This window comes from Fibrobacter sp. UWB1 (assembly GCF_002210325.1).
Taxonomy (GTDB): Bacteria; Fibrobacterota; Fibrobacteria; order Fibrobacterales; family Fibrobacteraceae; genus Fibrobacter.
Window position 1 is genome coordinate 1 of record NZ_MWQL01000013.1, and the last position, 18,464, is coordinate 18,464.

Genomic DNA, 18,464 nt, shown 5'->3' on the forward strand with positions numbered 1-18,464 from the left:
ACGGTTAGCTCAGTTGGTTTAGAGCGCTGCTTTCACACGGCAGAGGTCACTGGTTCAAATCCAGTACCGTCCACTCAAACAACGCCCTTCCTTCGGAGGGCGTTTTTGTTTCAAAAAAGCGGTTTTGAACCAGTTCAAACGGGCCATCGAAATCAGTGGTGACAAAAAAGGTGACAAATAAGCTGTTTACATAGATAGGTTTTGCAACCGATGTTGTCATCCTAAAAGTTTTTTACACATCTTGAACGCGTTCATACAGGCGCCCTCCCAGGCGCCCCCCGACCACCATTTTAGGTCGCCCCCCAAAATGTCACCTTTTGACATCTGCTCAAATGTATATTTAGCAGAAACGAAACCTTACATAACATTGTCTTATGTCAGGTACAAAAATAGGGGTAAAAACATGAGCGAATCCACTCAACAAATCCAGACCATCAATCCCAAAAATCTACCCATCACCGAGGCTAATGTTGTCAATATCATCAACAACAAGCCAAACTTTGACAATCTCCCCGAATCAGACAAGGCTAGCATCCTTAAAATCACAGTTGCAACCGAATACAGCAACGAGCTCCAGCACAAGGCAAAGATTGCTAAGCTGAATTACGCAGACCTTAAGGCTACCTTCCTTGCTAACGCCAAGTCCTCCCACACAAGAGAGGCGTACACCCTTGCCCTCTCTCGCCTCGAAATGTACCTCAGCACTCTGGGCAAGTCCTTTGCAGAGTTAACCACCCTCGATGCTGACAAGTTCATCCAAAGCAACTTTCTAGGAAAGCCCCTCACTAAGGGTTTTCTTAATGTAGCCGCCCCCAATAGGGCATCAGCATCCATCCGTAGGGATGCCGCCTGTATTGGCGGCTTCTACGCATTCACCCAACGTGTAACCGACAATGAAGTGGTAAACCCCATGCGAGGTACTAGGAGCCTCCCCAAGAAAGAATCCGCCAAGGAAATCGAGGTTCCCACAGAAACGGAGGTCAATGCAATCCTCTCCTCCAAAGACCTCCCCAAGGAATTAAAAGCAGCCATCGCTATCATGGCCCTTAGAGGGTTGCGTATTGGGGGGCTGCCTAGCCTGAACATCGACTACACCTCACAAGCATTTACCACGCAATCTAAGGGCAAATTACACAACGGTCACCTGAACGAAACCGAATGTATAGGCGCCACCCCAGTGCTTAAATACTTTGGCACCTTTGAGGGAAAGAAGAAGCCCTTCTCCAATTTGGATGCTCCCAAACTGAAAATGCAAATTTCCTACTGGATGAAGAAACTCCATCAGCAAGGAATTATCCCCACGGTCTATTCCGCACATGACTTTCGCCATTACTACAGCAGGGCATTCTATATCAAGAGTGGCAATGACATTTACAGACTGCAAAAAATGCTCAACCACAGCTGTATCTCCATCACTGAAACCTATTTGAAAACGTTAAATCTGATATGATGCTTATAAAGCATCTATACCGTTAAAGGGATGGGTCGAAAAGACCCACCCCTTTTTTGAGTTTGAGCGATTAAGTAACAGTCTCTATTCGGACATCATCAATGATGTGTTTAATCATCTTCGCCTTAAAATCAAGTGTCGATTCTCTCCATAGAAGAAGCAACACCTCCCACATTGGAATCGGATTGATTGCCTTAATATCAAGAAATGGGAGTCCAATATCGTTATAACCATAAAGGACATAAAAAAACGGGTTGTTTATTTCCTTGTCTCGCTCTTCAACATAAACCGTTATAAGCGCCTTTTTGGAATCAAGGACACTAACCACGCCATTTTGTTCCAACATCTGTTGAAGACGAAGCATTCGCATGCAACCGTCCAGTTCGTATTCAAACACTATATTTTTGAAATCCATAATCGCTCACCCATATTTCACATTTAGTTTATAGGGTGAATCTTTTATGGGTTCTTACTTTTCTTTCTTGGCAGAAAAAGGAACAGGCTTTTCAGCTACCATACCGTAACGGGTTGGGTTCTCTGCTTGCGGCAACTTGTAAATGTTCCTTGCCTTATCTACATTATCAGAATCGACCGTTTCAGCTTCTTCAAAATCGCCCAAACCAAAATACTTTTCAAAGAAGCGCTGCAACTTTTCAATGACCGTGGCTTTCTTTTCAGAGCGGTTGCCACCGCCAAACCGAGACATCGGGGGGAGTATGTTGGCTATTTCCGTGCCGTTCTCGTCTAGTTCGCCATCATGGAAAGCATTGGCGACAAAAGCCCTTGTTTCGGGTTCCTTGAGCCGTTCTTCGGAAATGATTTCTACCAAGTCCTTTTCCCGTTCTTCCGATACAAACTTTTTCCAATCCTTGTCCACATCGGTCTTGGTATTGACCCGTGCGACAAAGGCTTCAATCAAGTCCTTCTTGCTACGGAGTTCCAGGCTACTATTGACCGCCTTGGTAATCTTCGTGAGAATGGTCTTGTCTTTGCAATGACCATCGTGGTATTGGGCAACCAAGGCGAGAATGTAATCAATGGTGATGTCAACTTGCTTGATAAGTTCCAGTTCAAACTCTACATCATCCTTGATGGATTCCTTTGTTCCATCCCTATGACCCTTCAGTTCATCGTGAATGTCAATATACATGGACTGATAGTCCTGTAAATCCCTTTCAGCGATTTCATCATCCTTGAACTGGTCAAAGGATGTCAAGATGTTACGAAGCCGTAGAATCGCACCAAACAGGGCTACAAAGTCCTTCTTTTTCTTCTCGCCTATGATTTCCTCGCCCAATGGATAAAGGGTCTGCAATTCATCCAAGAGCTGCTGGTAGCCTGGTTGTTTCTTGCCCTTTTCATCCTTGAAACCGTTGTAGTATTCTTCAAATGTGCGAAGAATAACGATTCCACCCGCATCCTTGTCGCCAAATAAGGCGATGGCATCATCCGTCTCTTGCTGTAAAGAGCGGAAACAGACGATATTGCCGAAGGTCTTGACCGAATTTAAAATACGGTTCGTACGTGAATAGGCTTGTAAGAGTCCGTGTTGTTTAAGGTTCTTGTCCACCCATAAGGTATTCAGTGTGGTGGCGTCAAACCCCGTGAGGAACATATTGACCACTATCAGCAAGTCAATTTCCCGCTTCTTCATGCGGAGCGAAATATCCTTGTAGTAGTTCAAGAACTTGTCGCCCGATGTATCAAAGTTGGTTTTGAACATCTTGTTGTAATCGGCTATCGCCTTGTCCAAGAAGTCACGGGATGTTGCATCCAAGGCGCCTGTTTCAAAGTCTTCTTCGGTCAGAATACCGCCATTTTCCTCTTCGTTCTGAGCAAAGCTGAATATGGTCGCAATCTTCAGGGGGAACGGCTTTTCCTCAATTTGCTTCTTGAACTCGTAGTAATACTTCTTCGCCATCGGGATAGACGATGTGGCAAAGATGGAATTGAAGCCCGCAAGCCTTTTATCCGCCAACTGATAGTAGGCATTTCGCTTGGTCTTTTGGTCAAAGTGTTCCAGCACATACTTGACCACCTCTGTGATTCTCTTCGGGTCGCCAAGGGCTTCTTCAGTATCAATGGCTGAAACTTTCTTGTCCGCCACACCGTTCTTTTTCTTGACGGTATTGATGTAATCTATGCGGAACGGAAGGACATTTCCATCCTTGATGGCGTTGACTATCGTGTAATGGTGCAATCTATCGCCAAAGGCTTGTTCGGTTGTCTTCAGCAGCGGATTCTTGCTGCTCCCTGCGTTCTGCGGGAATATGGGAGTTCCCGTAAAGCCGAACAAGTGGTAGTTCTTGAAAGCCTTGGTTATCTTTTGGTGCAGTTCCCCAAAGTGGCTGCGGTGGCATTCGTCAAATACAAAAACGATGTGCTTGTTGTAAATTTCGTGGGTCTTGTTCTTGGTAATGAAACAGCCGAGCTTTTGGATGGTGGTAACGATAATGCGGTAGTCCTTGAAGGCGCCCTTTGCGGTCTTATTCTCCAACTGGTCTTGAAGAATCTTCGTGGACTTATTGCCGTTTGCCGCCCCCTTCTCGAAGCGGTCATATTCCTTCATCGTCTGATAATCAAGGTCTTGGCGGTCAACCACGAATAACACCTTGTCCACATAGTCCAGCTTGCTAGCCAATACAGCGGTTTTGAACGAGGTCAAGGTTTTGCCCGAACCCGTTGTGTGCCAAATGTAACCGCCCGCCCCCACAGTGCCCATCTTCTTGTAGTTGTTGGCAATGACGATGCGGTTTAAGATTTTCTCGGTAGCAGTGATTTGGTATGGGCGCATCACCAAGAGCAGTTCTTCCGATGTGAACACGCAATACTTGGTAAGGATGTTCAGTATGGTGTGCTTGGCAAAGAAGGTCTTGGTAAAGTCAACCAAGTCAAAGATGTTCTTGTTGTTGGCATCCGCCCAAAAACTCGTAAACTCGAAGCTATTGCTCGTTTTGAGTTTACCGCTCTTGCTAGAGCCTAGTTCCTTAATATGGGCGTTACGGGTGGTATTTGAGTAATACTTGGTGTGCGTTCCATTGCTGATAACAAAGATTTGAACATACTGGAACAGTCCGCACCCCGCCCAAAAGCTATCCCTTTGATAACGGTTGATTTGGTTGAATGCTTCACGGATGGCGACACCACGCCTTTTCAGCTCCACATGAACTAACGGCAATCCATTGACAAGAATGGTGACATCGTATCTCGTCTTGTGCGAGCCATCTTCCTCTTCATACTGATTAAGAACTTGGAGAGAGTTGTTGTGGATGTTGTCCTTGTCAATCAGCTTTATGTTCTTGGACTTCTTCTTGTCCGTTATAAGGGTCTTGACGTAATCTTCTTGAATCGTCCTGGTCTTTTCAACAATACCTTCATTCTTGTTTGCCAGGAACTCGTTGAAGAACCGTTCCCATTCATTATCAGTGAACTTAAAGGCGTTCAGTTTTTCTATCTGTGTACGAAGATTGGCGATTAAATCGTCTTGGGAATGGATTTGGATATACTCGTAGCCCTGATTGGAAAGCAAGCGGATAAATTCTTTCTCCAAGTCGGCTTCGCTCTGGTACGCAGAAGACTTGGACTTGGTCGGAGTGTATTCCGCAACCACGGTCGCTTCGTTGCTTTCGGCTATCGTAGAGTAAATCATAAACCATTTCCCTTTAACTACGCAATCTTCTTAAAAGATAGCAGTTTGTCTCGGTAATATTCGTATTGCCTTTTGCGGGCTTCTATTTCAGCTGGCAGACCTTCGCTCAAATCGTTCACCAATGCGTCAAACTTGTCTAGGACAGCCACAATCCGTTCTTGTTCAGCAAGGGATGGGAGCGGGATTTTGATGTCACTCAACTTGTCTGGAGTCACTTCTATCACCTTTGTTCCATGGGCGAGCTTTCGTTTTTGTTCAAAGAACATTGATGTATGAAAGTAATAGGTCAAGAACTTTGCATTTTGATTATGATGGATGATGGCAGAGTGTCCACTGACCGCTATGGGTTCATTGCCTACCCAGGCAACACACTTACAGACATCTTCCACATTTTCACTTGTTACGGCCATTACGATGTCGTTTGGCTGTGCGAACTTCTGTTTCTGAGCGGCTTCGTTGCTGATGCTGGATATGGTCTTGTCGGCATACAGTCCGTAGCGTGTATAAATCTGCCCATAATGGATGCAGGGGACTCCGCTTTCGGCAAAGTCCTTTTTCTGAAAATTTCCGCCACGACTTATAGTTGCCACTTCACCTAACATCACTTCTACATAACCATAAACATACTGATAGAGACTAATTATTGCTTGCTTGCTTGCTTAGCAAGAACCGTGCCAATCGGCTCAAAACTCAACAACAAATCACGGTAGTATTCGTACTGCTTTTTTCGTGCATCAATCTCTGCTGGCAAGCCGATTTGAAGGTCAGAACAAATGGAATCAAAGTTGTCAAGGACTTCTGCAATTTTTTGTTGAACCGAAATTGAAGGAACAGGAATACTTAATTTTTCTAGGTTTCCTACAGCTAATCCAGGCTGAGCACCTTGCGATTTGTATTGATTCAGGTTCATTGCAGTAAGCAAATGATATAGATAACGATTATTTAATCTTGCATCATTTTTCACAACAACTGCATGCTCAGTCGCATAAAAAGTCCCAGTCGCAAAACAAACATTCCCACACAAAGCCCCTTGTCTTCCAATCAAACAAAATTCACCATTTTGATTACTGTTCGCAACAAAACCACGAACACCATTTCCTCCATAACAAGGATATGGAAATTGCTTTGTTTGTTCTGCATTTATTTCCACAGCAGCGATTGCCTTACCAGCTTTCATATCGCAAATCTCGCCCAATGTCATCCACCTTACAGATTCGGGGTTCGCAAAAGTTAGCCCCCCCCTAACATTATTGAAGGACAGCAACTGGTCTCGGTAATACTCATACTGTTTTTTGCGAGCTGAAAGCTCCGCTGAAAGCTCCGCTGTGAGCATCGTGAAACTGTCCAGTACCTGGACTATTTCACGCTGCACCTCCAAAGGAGGTACAGGGATTTTGAATTTTGAATAGGTTGCTATCCAAAGACGTTTGTGTTCATCGGAAGAAAAGTTCAAACATCCCATATAATGGAATATGTAGCGAAGTAAAGCTTTACCATTTGGTGTAAGTAATTTCATCGCCGATGATTTTACTTTGAATGGAAAATCGACCCATTTGAAGGCGCCAGTAAAGTCATCAAAAATTATTACGGGATTTGATTTGGATGCTTGGTATATCCCTTCTGTTTCGTCGGTATAACCAAGAATAAATGTTTGACCAGCGGTCAATACAGGTGTTGTATAGTCATCGGAATAATTTGTACTTTCGACAATATATTTGCCTGGTTGCTCATAGTCACAGACTTCTTCAAACGTTATGAACTGAACACCATTGGGGCAATACTTCTTCAACAATTCATCTATCTTGCTCATTTGTTGCCCCCCTGTGCCTTTTCGGCCCTTTTCTTGCGAGCATCTTCAACCCATTCGTCACTAGCAATATATTCATCCATACATCTTGCGAGTTTGTCAAGGAAATTGACACACTTGACCACATTGTCCCTCTTGGCAACATCTGGCACATTGTCTTCTTTCAGACGGTGTACGATTTCTCCACGGTTACGGATATAGTCATCAAGTTTCTTGCAAACTTGTTCCCTGTTCATTCCGTCAAAAGACCAACGGCATGTCACGTCTTCAATGCAGAACCAACTTTTGTAAAGGTTGCGGATGTTCTCGGTATTGGGGTTGTGAAACCGCTCCAGCATTTTCTCGTTCTTCTCAGTGGAATTAGGAGTTATCTGCTTTTGCTCAATTTCCCTCACAAGGTCTTCAATGTAGGTTTCGAATGCGGTGAAAGCCAAGGTGAAGCTGAACCGTTTCAACACATCTATGTCAGGCAATTTGTCTTTATACAAGCCCTTGATTGTTTCCGCATTTTCGCTTGAATTGTGGCAATCGTAAATCGCCAACATACTCCTAGCATCTTCAATGCCGTTGGAGAATTTCTCTAATGACTTGCTCATATCACTTCTCCAAATCGGCTATAATCTTGTCTATCGCCTTGCGGAGAGCATCTTCTTTCTTGACGATTTCCGCAATATCCCTATTCAAAACCGCAATGTCCACCTTCTCCCTAGTGTCCTTCTGCTCCACATAGGTTGAAACAGAAAGATTGAAGTCCTGTTCGGCAACTTCGTCAATGGAGACCAGTTTCGCTTCGTATTTCTTGTTCTTGCGTTCCACTAAGCGATTGATGATGTTCTCGATATTCTCGTCCGAGAGCTTGTTGGCATTCGTGACCTTGACACATTCCTTGCTTGCATCTACAAACAGAATCTTATTGTCCTTTTTGGACTTCTTCAAGACCATAATGCAAGTAGCAATGCTCGTACCGAAGAACAAATTGTCAGGCATCTGAATGATGGCATCCACATAGTTGTTATCTACGAGGTATTGCCTAATCTTCTTTTCCGAGCCTCCACGATACATAATGCCAGGGAAACACACTACAGCAGCCGTTCCGTCCGTAGAAAGCCACGAAAGAATGTGCATCACAAAAGCCAAGTCCGCCTTGGATTTCGGAGCAAGAACACCAGCTGGGGCAAATCGTGGGTCATTGATTAACAGCGGGTTGTCATCCCCGTCCCACTTGATTGAATACGGGGGATTTGACACGATTCCGTCAAACGGTTCATCGTCCCAATGCTGCGGGTCAGTAAGGGTATCTCCATGAGCAATGTTGAACTTGTTGTAGTTCACATCGTGCAAGAACATATTGATTCTTGCAAGGTTGTAGGTAGTCAAGTTTTTCTCTTGGCCGAAGAAGCCCTTACGCACACCGTCCTTGCCAAGCACCTTGCGAAACTTCAACAGCAATGAAGCGGAACCCACAGCGGGGTCATAAGCCTTGTTCAAATACTTCTTGCCGATGGTGATAATGCGAACCAACAGTTCGGACACTTCTTGGGGAGTGAAGAACTCTCCACCGCTCTTGCCCGCATTACTCGCATACATGGCCATCAGGTATTCGTAGGCATCACCAAAGGCATCAATCGTATTGTCCTTGTAATCGCCCAATTTCATGTCGGCTATGCCATGCATCAGCTTACGGAGCATTTTGCACTTGTCGGCAACTGTCTTGCCTAACTTGGTGGAGTTCACATCGAAGTCATCAAACAGTCCGTCAAGGTCAGGTTCGGAGGGAGTTCCCTTCGCTGAGGCTTCAATCCCCTTGAAGACACTTTCCAAGGTTTCATTCAAGTTCTCGTCCTTGTCTGCCTTGTTCAAGACATTGCAGAAAAGTTGGCTCGGCAAAATAAAGAAACCCTTTTCCTTCACCAAATCATCTTTGGCTTGTTTCGCTTCCTTATCAGAAAGTTTTGCATAATCAAAGCCCTTGGCTTCCGTGGCATTGATGTAGTTGGTGATATTCTCGGATATATAGCGGTAGAAGAGCATTCCCAACACGTACTGCTTGAAATCCCAACCATCAACCGCCCCACGCATTTCATCGGCAAGCGCCCAAATCGCACGATGGAGTTCGTTCCGTTCCAACTCTTTCTTGTTATCAGCCATAAAGTATATCCTTGAAACAGCCAAAAGTCTTGGCTTTCTTAACACCTTAAACTTAATTAAAGTTTTCCCCAAAGAAGAGCTTGACTTTAGCAGCACTTCGCATTTTTAAAGGGCATAGAGCCAATTTCGCTCCACAGGGGCAACCTAGATAGGCGGAAACCCTGAAGATAGCTGAATCAGGCGCCCCCCTGAAAAATTTTTCAGACCCCCCTATATCAGATGGTTTTCAAAATCGAGTGCTCAAGCAGTTAGTTAATTCTTGTTTTTTTGGTCAAACTTTACATTCTCTTTTTTTGCCCCCCCCTCTCAATAAAGTTCGGACTCCCAATAGGAATTTGGATTCCCCCTGGGGCTTATACTTTTTTACTTCGACTCCCCTATACACCCCTTAAGGGCGCCTCCCCAAAAACACCCCCTTGCCTTGCTTTGCATAGGCTTTATTTGTCCTTGCCTTGCTTTGCATTGGCCTCGCCTTATTTTGCCCTCCTTGGCCTTGTTTTGGCGGTCTTTTGGGGCGACCATGATACCTCCCCATATTACGAAACGTCAAAGAAGAGGTCTCTGACATCCCCCCCTATATCAAGAAGAGGCTACCACCCTATATGGTTTTGGTAGAGGCGCTGAGATACAGCACAAACAACACTCCAACAAAAAAAGGACGGCAACATGGCAATGACAAAGCAACAGCGGATTAAGGCAATTATAACAGCTCATAAAATGGGGCTTGTGAACATATACGCAACCAAAACAACCACAACTAAAAACAAAAAGGGGTAAGACCATGAATAGCATATACGAACAGATAACCAACACAATCATTAACCAGCTTGAACAAGGTGTTGTCCCTTGGTGTAAGCCATGGGTCTGCAACGGTCAAATTTTAAGCTATGCAACTGGCAAGCAGTATAGCTTACTCAACAGGATGCTTTTGGCAGAGCCTGGGGAGTACGCAAGTTTTTTGGAAGTTCAAAAGGCTGGAGGACGCATCCGTAAAGGCGCCAAAGCGAGCCGAATCTACTTCTGTAAACCCCTTGTCAAGGAGTTTGAGGTGGAGAAAGACGGAGTAATTACAAAAGAGACGAAAATTAATTTCATTTTCAAGGCTTACTGTGTTTTTCACATCAGCAGCTGCACCGATTTGAAACCCCGCTGGCAAAGGGAACCTAAAGAAGAATCCGAAAACAAGATAGACGAAAATGCCGAAAGAATTGTTCAAAATTACATTGGAAGAGAAAACATCAATCTCACCCATAAAGCGGAAGACATTGCTTTTTTCTCACCCAGTAGAAACATGGTTCAATTACCGCCCATCAACATGTTCAAGTCTAGCAATTCCTATTACGAAACCCTTTTCCACGAACTAGGGCATAGCACAGGAACCCCCAACAGACTCAACCGATTCACAGACGCTCCTGAGCCGTTCGGAAGTGCTTCTTATTCTAAGGAAGAACTTGTGGCGGAAATGGTTGCATCTTTCGCACTTGCTCAACTTGGGCTAGACACGAAAACCACTCACAATAGTAATGCCGCATACATCAAGAACTGGCTTGACCACATAAAGGGAAACTCTCAACTGGTTATAAGTGCAGCCGCCAAGGCTGAAAAGGCAGCGAACTTCATCATGGGTGTTAAAACCGAGTAAAAATGAAAAGGAAGGCAATGCCTTCCTTTTTTCCCCTTTTTTATCTCTTTTTTATCAGTTCTTTTCACTTGTTAAACTCTTTGTGGGAACCGACTACCTACGTAGGCGAGGGGTTTAGAGGGCTTCGGAGACAGAAATGCCCTTGTTAGGAGCACTTCTGACGTGGGAACTGATACCTAGTGAGTCGGGTAATCGGGAACATCAACGTCAATGCGGCTGGTTGCTACACCATTAATCAAGGCTTGCGAAGCGGCTATCCTGTACTCCGACTACATCCTTGAAGGCCAACAGCGGGCGAACAGAATCCATCAACTAGGATGCTGACGAAATCTGCATATCTTTTAGTTTAATTCGTTTTTATACTACAACAGCAGAAGCCAGACAAACCTCTCTGGCATCACGACCTTGTCCGTTCTTTGAGCTACAGCACCTACGTCCATTGGATTGGCTTAGGATTCCGAGCAAGGTATTTTTATGAAAGCGTTAAAACTGATGTTAGGAACGGTGTTAGGAACTGGTGTTAATAGCTGTGTTAAGTTCTGAGTTAATAACCGTGTTAGAATCGTATTGTCATCATCTACTATATGTTTATAACATCAACCAATTGAGAAAAAATCCAATCGAATGACTTATACTACTATTATATATTTTTAAAAAGCTACTCTGACATTGAACTATAAAAAAAATGCAAAACACGCTTATCAGGGCGAACAGCATCAACAACAAGCCCTTTATAGACAGCAAAGGCATATAATCTATACCTTATAAAAACACCAAGACGTACAAAAAAGGGCCCGCAATGGGTAAGAACCCCCTTATATAAGGGGAGTCCACCTTGCATTGATAGATTCACTTAATTAGGTATATGGAGGACGTGACACTTGCCACCAACTAGCGAGCCTCTACGCTATTACGGGGACACTTTCTACAGCTTTCTTTTTCTCCCCTAAAGCACAATTCACATACAGTAGGGTAGTGTTGAGGCGTGAATGTCCCAGCAACTGGGAAACGGTGTAGATATTTGCCGAGTATTCCATTGTAATTGTGGCAAAGGTTCTGCGAGCAGTATGGAAAGTCACCCTCTTTCTGATTAGAGCATCTTTCGTCCAGCGTTTCAGGATTCTGTTTAGATGCCCCGATTGTTTGGGCAAAGAAGGAAAAACCAAGGACTCACCTGGTTTTTTAGGCGGCAGAAACCTTAACGCATTTGGTGTTAGGGGGATAACTATGGGCTTTTTCGTTTTCTGCATAACTACTTCAAGAACACCCTCATGCATATCGGAATACTTCAACCGCCGCACATCACATATTCTTAACCCCGTAAAGCATGAAAACAAGAAAGCATTGGAAACATCACTTCTATATAGAGGAGTCCTAATTAGCTTTTTCACCTCATCCAAAGTCAATGCACAGGCATTTTCTCGTTGAGCTGCTGGCATTAAGCCGCTAAAGTCAATGGGGCGACATATAACACCATCGGCAAAAGCCCGATGCATCAGGGTCTTAATGAATGCGCAACGGGAATTTATCGTATTGGTGCCATTCTTACGCATTTTCAAGAACTGGACATAGCGTTGCATCCACTGTCGGTTGACATCACGCAATTTGACATCATTGCAAAATTCGATGATTGTTTTGACCGTTTTCTCTCGACTTCTTATGGTCTCCTCTGCGAAACCATTGTTATAAAGTCTTGCGTATTGGACAAGGGTGGTTTCATCATCGACAAATATCCCACCCCTCAGGGAATCGGCTATTTCTTGCCGTAGCCGTTCAATTTTAGCCATCACCGCATTATTATGGGTTTTATCCCCATTTATCCAGTGAAGTGAGGTGTATTTGCGAACTCTTTTACCCTCAACTTGGTAATCGAGGTATAGTGCGTATACTCCTTTTGTTTTTAAGGCTTTTTTTCTCAAATGAATGGTTTCCAACATGGTGAACCTCGAGGTGACAAAAAAGGTGACAAACAGCCCGTTTACAACAAACGGATTGCGGCTTTTTTGTCATCTTTTCTGTCTTTACCGATACCATTTTGGCCTTTTTGTTCGAATTTAACGGTTAGCTCAGTTGGTTTAGAGCGCTGCTTTCACACGGCAGAGGTCACTGGTTCAAATCCAGTACCGTCCACTACCAAGGTTTTAGAAAGGCTTCCTACCCCGGAAGTCTTTTTTGTTTCCTGGGCACTCCGGGCGAGTAATTTTGTTATCTTGTCTCCACAACGCAACTTTTTTAAGCCTGTAGGCATCTAAAAGGCATGATTAACACCAAAGTCCTCATCAATGCATTCTTCGCCATGGCCGCCTTTACGACGGTTTTTGCCGAAGGCACCTGGACCTTAGAAGACTGCCTCAAGCAGGCCAAAAAGTCTAGCCTAAAGCTTGAATCCGCAAAGCTCCGCGAGCAGTCCGCCGACATTTCCGTTAAACAGGCCAAGACGGGCAACTACCCCACCGTAAGCGCCAACATCCAGAATACGCTTTACGACCACCCTTACGTCTATAACGAAGACCATTACCGTTTGAACCTCGGCATTTCCGGTTCCTACACCCTGTGGGACGGCGGCGCCACGAGCCTGAACGTAGAATCCAAGACGCTCACCAAGGAAGCGACGGCCCTTGCCACCCAGCAGACCGAACGCAGCGTACAGGAAAGCGTGCTGAACGCCTACATGAGCCTTTTGGCCGCAAGCGAGAACCTACGCACCGCAGACGCCTCGGTCGAACTGGCGCAAGCCGAATTCGAGCACTACACCAAGCTTTACGAAGCGGGATCCATCACCAAGAAGGACCTGACCCAGTCGCAGTCCAACGTGCTGCAAAAGCAGACCTCGCAGCTCACGGCCCAGCTCTCCGTCAGCACTGCCAAGACAACGCTCCGCCAGCTTCTGGAACTGGACGACAATGTCGAATTCCAGATTTCCGCTCCCGAAACCAATATCGAAAGTCCCGACTCTCTCGAAGCGCTCCCGACATACGAACAGCTGAAGGCTGACGCCCAGAACGCACACCCCGGACTCAAGTCCGACAGCGTATCCATTCGCGCCGCCCAAAAGAACACGCAAGTCGCCGGCAAGGGCAGTTCCATTACCGTGACCCTGGGCGCCAATTCCAGCACGGGTTTGCAGGCCTGGCAGTCCAAGGCTTACAAGGACCAGCTCAAGTACGGCTGGCAAAATTCCATTACGCTCGGCATCAACATCCCGATTATCGATGGCGGCGCCACCGCAAGCAAGGTCCTGCAGGCCCAAGTCAGCGAAACCGAATCGCAGGTCAGCCTCAAGGAAGACTTGAAAACCCTCGAGAACAACCTCGAAAAGCTCTACCTGAACGCCATGAGCGCCGACATGCAATGGAAGGCAGCCATCCTCCAAGTGCAAGCCGAATCCGAAGCCCTCGTCGTTGCCGAAGAACAGCGCAATGCAGGCGCGCTCACCTACACGGATTTCTTGACCCAGAAGAACAATCTGGAAAAAGCCCAGATCACGCTCACCAACGCCAAGTACACGAGCCTGCTTTCACGCAAGCTTCTGGAACTTTATCAGGGCAAGCTGGACTAGTCTCGCGTTCCGGACTAGTCATGCGTTCCGGTCAAAACGGAAAACGTGACGGTTGTAGTTGGAAGTCAGCAGGTAGCATTTGTCTTCCTGCACCGTCATAAACATATTGACAAGGTACATGCGCAAATCGGTCACGCGCTGTTCAAAGTCGGTCAAGTCCATCAGGACTCCGTCGTCTTTAATGACCATCGTCAGGCTATCGGGTTTCAGGTTCACGTCGATTTCGACAAAGACCTTCTTGCCCTTGTTCCGTTCGTAAACCACCATTCCCAATTCTTCTAGAATCAGCATGGCCTTGATTCGAACGTCCCCGCTCACGCCGCGGTGAGTCAAGAGCTTGCTGATACTGTTTCGGTAAAGAATCAGGTTCTTGGGCGTAAGTTCCATGTCATGCATGAACCAGTAATTTTCGATCGAGAATTCCTCGAGTTCAAGCGGGAAATGCCTCTTGCCATGAAGCAGCAAATGGACGGCGACACTCGCGCCAAGCGCCACATAGGGCGCGACACCGAAGGCGCTCCACATGGCCTGTTCGCCCACGAAGGCATGTATGCCGAGAACACCCGCGAAGGGGCAAATGAACATCACCAAAGAAATAAAGACGAACGAAAGCAGCGGCAGTTCGTGCACATGGTAACTGGCGTAAGTCTTGACCAGGGCGAGCGGGAAAAGCCCCACCGCGCAAGCACGAATGGCAAACGCGGTTTCGTCGGCAAGCGATTCGGAATGAATGCCGAACAGATGCGTCATGACGGGCGCAAAAATCACCAGGAACGCGGTAAAGAACACGCCCTCCTTGACAAGCGCCCAGTTGACAAACCGCATGGTCTGCAAGATACCCTTGTCGTTCCTTTCGCCGCGGTAAATATTGATGAGCGGTTCAGCCGCAAGCCAGATCCCGTTGAATATGACGCTCATCTCCACGATTTCGTACACAATGGAAAGCACCGTCAACTTTTCAACGGCGAAGTGTTCGACAAAGTAGAAGTTCAACAAGGCCGTCAGCAAAGAGAAATAAAGGTATTCGCAGGCCTCCGCCATGCTAAAACGGAACGTACGCCCCACGTCGGCAATCTTGAAATGCCATACAAAGCGAAGGCTGTTGTTCTTCCTGAAGAAGTGCAGGCAGAGTACCGCGATACTCAACACAATCGAAAGCAGGGTGCCAAGCGCAATTCCCGACATGCCCATGCGCGTGCAGAGCAAGCAGGAAAGCACAATGTTTCCGACAAGAAGCATGGCATACGACGCGTTGCATATCCTGGTGTCGCCATCGGCAAAAATCATCTCTTGCAAGACATTGCAGAGCGGCATGAAAAACGCGATTCCCAGGAACCAGACATAGAATTCGTCGACATACTGCAACAGTTCCGGATCCACGTGCATAAAGCGGAACATGAATCCCTTTCCGAAGGTAAAGAGGAGCACCATCAAGATCCCAACCACAAACGACAGCAGAATGCTCTGTCCAAAGAACCTGTTTGCGCAGTCACGATCCATGCGGCCAAGCTCTATAGAATAGCAGGCGAGGCTACCCACGGCGACAAGCGCGTTCAGGAAAAAGATGAACGAGAACAGGGGCGAGAAAAACGAAATGGAGGCCAGCGCCTTTTCGCCAAGAAGCTGGGCGGCTACAATTTTATCAATAAAAACGTTCGCGATTTCGGCACACACCGAAATCGAGGCCGTCATGAGCATTGCGCGGAACCGCTGCCCGGAGAATGTCTTCTTGATAAGCATTCATCCCTAATTTAACAAAAAACGGGAAATTTCCAAAAATAAACACCCGATGTTGCGCCCCTGAAACAGAGGGCGTTTCTTTTTGTACCCAAAGTCATGCCGGAGCGGGGACGACACCTCCTTTTCGCCCCAGAAAAGCCCGTTTCTTCTTTCACGGCCAAAACTCCTGCAGAATTGGCACGGTCTTTGCTATTAGGTGGGTGTAAACAAAAACAGGGCGCCAAACCGAGGCAAACCGCCAAAGATTGGCCCCACATCCAAAGAGGTTAAAATTATGACACAGTTTATTCCGAGCACTTTCTATGGTATCCAGAACTTCCTTGACAACTTGAACGCCTGCAACGCCCAGAACGAATGCTGCTACACGCCCAAGGCCGACTACTATGAAGTCGACAACGGCTTCATGCTTGAAGTGGAACTCCCGGGCGTTAAAAAGGAAGACTTGGACATCCAGGTCGAAAAGAACATTATCACCGTCAAGGCAACCCGTGCCCGCAAGGAAAGCAAGTGCACTTACGAGCGCAGCTTCCGCCTGACCGACGACATCGACACCGAAAACATCAAGGTCTCCCTTGAAAACGGCGTGTTGTCATTCCAGCTTGCCAAAAAGCAGCAGGCGGCTGCCCGTAAATTGACGGTCGACTAAGGCCTAAAACGGGGCCAAAAACGCGAAAAACGCCCTCAAAATGGGCGCAATTCGTGTAAAAATTTCTCTTTTTCATCATACTCCTTCCCAAAAAAAGGCCCCGAAAGGGGTCTTTTTTGTGTAAACTTTTTGTTATGGACAGTTTGTCAATGAGCCCTTTGCTTTTTTCGGAACAATATATCCCGCGGAATATATTTTAAGGGCAATGAGGCTTAAAGAGTGTATTTGGGCCAAAAAAGGAGTAAGTATGGGAAAGCAGTTCTCTACGCTGTTGTCAGCAGCACTTGTCGCTGCATTGTGCGGCACAGCATCAGCATATACATTGAGCGGAACCGTTACCGATAAGGATGGCAAGGCTATCCAGGGTGCAGACGTCAAGCTCATCAAGAAAAACAAGTCCACCACCACGGACGCCCAGGGAAAATTCACCTTCAAGGAAGAAACGATCGGCCTTACGCAGGCTCGTAGCGCCGGCGGCTTCAGCGTCACCAACGGTGTCTTGAATTTCACCCAGAACGGCAGCAATCCGGTTCAAGTCAAGATTTTCGACATGGTCGGTAACCAGGTATTTGCCCAAACCTTCCAGGGTTCCGGCGCCGTGGACCTGAATTCCGTTATCGAAGCCCAGGGCACCTACCTCGCCCGCGTCAAGCTCGGTTCCGCACAAGAAACAATCCGCTTTAACGCCTCCGGCAACTTCTCGGGTTCCGCCGTGCAGGGCCACAAGGCTCTCGCAAGACTGTCTAACGACAAGGACACCTTGAGTGTCGCTTTCGAAGGCTTCGATACCTACAAGACGTACCTTCCGAACCTCGACACAACCGTGAGCATCAAACTCACAGAAGCTGGCTCCAGTTCGGGTGAAGAAACCTTCGCCTTCGGTTACGCATTGAAGAACGAACCGCGCAAGAGTAAAGGATGCGGCAAGAATTCATCCCTCAATTCGACCGGAACCGTCGAAAACGGCAAGAAGTACAACCTGAATGTCGGCGGCAAGAACCGCACATTCTTCATCACCCTGCCGAATAACTACGACAACAACAAGCCGCACAAGCTCCTCATCGCAAACCACTGCATGGGCTCCAAGGCCGAAGACTTCGTGCACCACAGCCCGGACTACGACCACCCGACTCCGTACTATGGCCAGCAAGTGCTCGACAAGAACGGCGATTACATATTCGTAGCACCTCAGGGTAACGACAACGGAACCTGGAACGGCAAGGAAGACCACCAGTTCGTTGACGAAATGATTACCGCGATGTTCGACAACTACTGCGTTGACACCACCCGCGTGTTCGCCACAGGATTTAGCTTCGGCGCCATGTTCACGAACTCTCTCGCTCAGGACTTGCAAGAAAGACTCCGCGCTGTAGCAGTCTATGCAACCGCCGACTACAACATTTGGCTCCCGTCTGCAGGATCGGGCCGCTATGACGCCAAGAACTTGCCGATCGCCTGGATGGGCGTGCACGGCAAGAGAGACGGTGTGTGCAACTACGACCGCGCAAAGACCAGCGCCCTCCCGAGAATCCTCAAGCGTAACGGCAAGGCCGACGCCAATGGCAACTTCACCGATGCCAGCAGCGAAAAGCCGCAAGAATTCAACGGCACAGCAGGCCACCTCTGCTATGACTTCAAAACTGTTGACGAACGCTTCCCGGTCAAGTGGTGCAGCTGGAACGGAGAACACCAATGGACAGCGCATGACGGTTCCAACACGAGTACCGGACAGGGCTGGCAGAACACCTGGGTTCCTGAAGAAGTCCACAAGTTCTTTGAACAGTTCTAGAATTTCCTACACACACACTCCAACCTCAAGGGTT

At 46.9% G+C, this 18,464-nt stretch carries 13 protein-coding genes and 2 tRNA genes; 7 read left to right on the forward strand and 8 right to left on the reverse strand.

The features are described 5' to 3' along the window. Both B7988_RS10445 and B7988_RS10450 read left to right on the forward strand, forming a co-directional pair. Positions 1-73: transfer RNA gene (locus tag B7988_RS10445), tRNA-Val, on the forward strand. A 330-nt stretch (positions 74-403) separates the two neighbouring features. After that, positions 404-1,450, forward strand: a complete 1,047-nt coding sequence (locus B7988_RS10450; protein ID WP_170930629.1) for a tyrosine-type recombinase/integrase — start codon at positions 404-406, stop codon at positions 1,448-1,450. 70 nt (positions 1,451-1,520) lie between these two features. On the opposite strand, the gene B7988_RS10455 is transcribed toward B7988_RS10450, so the two are convergent. The 6 genes from B7988_RS10455 to B7988_RS10480 are packed head-to-tail and all read right to left on the reverse strand — an operon-like array spanning position 1,521 to position 9,054. After that, positions 1,521-1,865, reverse strand: a complete 345-nt coding sequence (locus tag B7988_RS10455) for a hypothetical protein (protein ID WP_088657861.1) — start codon at positions 1,863-1,865, stop codon at positions 1,521-1,523. A 54-nt stretch (positions 1,866-1,919) separates the two neighbouring features. Next, positions 1,920-5,099 carry a type I restriction endonuclease subunit R gene (locus B7988_RS10460; RefSeq protein ID WP_088657862.1) on the reverse strand — a complete coding sequence of 1,060 codons (3,180 nt, stop codon included), beginning with the start codon at positions 5,097-5,099 and terminating at the stop codon, positions 1,920-1,922. 17 nt (positions 5,100-5,116) lie between these two features. Further along, a complete protein-coding gene (locus B7988_RS10465; protein WP_088657863.1) occupies positions 5,117-5,701 on the reverse strand; it encodes a restriction endonuclease subunit S in 585 nt (194 codons plus the stop codon). 38 nt (positions 5,702-5,739) lie between these two features. Continuing rightward, the gene (locus B7988_RS10470; protein ID WP_088657864.1) at positions 5,740-6,909 is read right to left on the reverse strand and encodes a restriction endonuclease subunit S; all 1,170 of its coding nucleotides are present in this window, start codon (positions 6,907-6,909) and stop codon (positions 5,740-5,742) included. After that, a complete protein-coding gene (locus B7988_RS10475; protein WP_141225638.1) occupies positions 6,906-7,502 on the reverse strand; it encodes a HEPN domain-containing protein in 597 nt (198 codons plus the stop codon). Before B7988_RS10475 ends, B7988_RS10470 begins: the two co-directional genes overlap by 4 nt. A gap of 1 nt (position 7,503) precedes the next feature. Further along, complete coding sequence (locus B7988_RS10480) at positions 7,504-9,054, reverse strand: type I restriction-modification system subunit M (protein WP_088657866.1); 1,551 nt, start codon at positions 9,052-9,054, stop codon at positions 7,504-7,506. Between the two features lie 781 nt (positions 9,055-9,835). Here B7988_RS10480 and B7988_RS10485 point away from each other — a divergent pair. Then, positions 9,836-10,696 carry a zincin-like metallopeptidase domain-containing protein gene (locus B7988_RS10485; protein ID WP_088657867.1) on the forward strand — a complete coding sequence of 287 codons (861 nt, stop codon included), beginning with the start codon at positions 9,836-9,838 and terminating at the stop codon, positions 10,694-10,696. Positions 10,697-11,598: 902 nt separating this feature from the next. Here B7988_RS10485 and B7988_RS10490 read toward each other — a convergent pair. Then, positions 11,599-12,633 carry a site-specific integrase gene (locus tag B7988_RS10490; protein ID WP_088657868.1) on the reverse strand — a complete coding sequence of 345 codons (1,035 nt, stop codon included), beginning with the start codon at positions 12,631-12,633 and terminating at the stop codon, positions 11,599-11,601. Between the two features lie 120 nt (positions 12,634-12,753). Here B7988_RS10490 and B7988_RS10495 point away from each other — a divergent pair. Together B7988_RS10495 and B7988_RS10500 are read left to right on the forward strand one after the other, a co-directional pair. Beyond that, positions 12,754-12,826 (forward strand) — tRNA-Val (locus B7988_RS10495). 127 nt (positions 12,827-12,953) lie between these two features. Next, positions 12,954-14,255 carry a TolC family protein gene (locus B7988_RS10500; protein ID WP_088657869.1) on the forward strand — a complete coding sequence of 434 codons (1,302 nt, stop codon included), beginning with the start codon at positions 12,954-12,956 and terminating at the stop codon, positions 14,253-14,255. A gap of 18 nt (positions 14,256-14,273) precedes the next feature. Here B7988_RS10500 and B7988_RS10505 read toward each other — a convergent pair whose 3' ends face one another. Then, positions 14,274-15,995 carry an MATE family efflux transporter gene (locus B7988_RS10505; protein WP_088657870.1) on the reverse strand — a complete coding sequence of 574 codons (1,722 nt, stop codon included), beginning with the start codon at positions 15,993-15,995 and terminating at the stop codon, positions 14,274-14,276. Positions 15,996-16,269: 274 nt separating this feature from the next. On the opposite strand from B7988_RS10505, the gene B7988_RS10510 reads away from it, so the two are divergent. Further along, positions 16,270-16,641: an Hsp20/alpha crystallin family protein gene (locus tag B7988_RS10510; RefSeq protein ID WP_073319137.1), complete on the forward strand. Its 372-nt coding sequence runs from the start codon at positions 16,270-16,272 to the stop codon at positions 16,639-16,641. Positions 16,642-16,888: 247 nt separating this feature from the next. Continuing rightward, positions 16,889-18,430 (forward strand): carboxypeptidase regulatory-like domain-containing protein, encoded by a 1,542-nt coding sequence (locus B7988_RS10515; RefSeq protein ID WP_088657871.1) that lies wholly within the window; start codon positions 16,889-16,891, stop codon positions 18,428-18,430. Positions 18,431-18,464 lie beyond the last annotated feature (34 nt).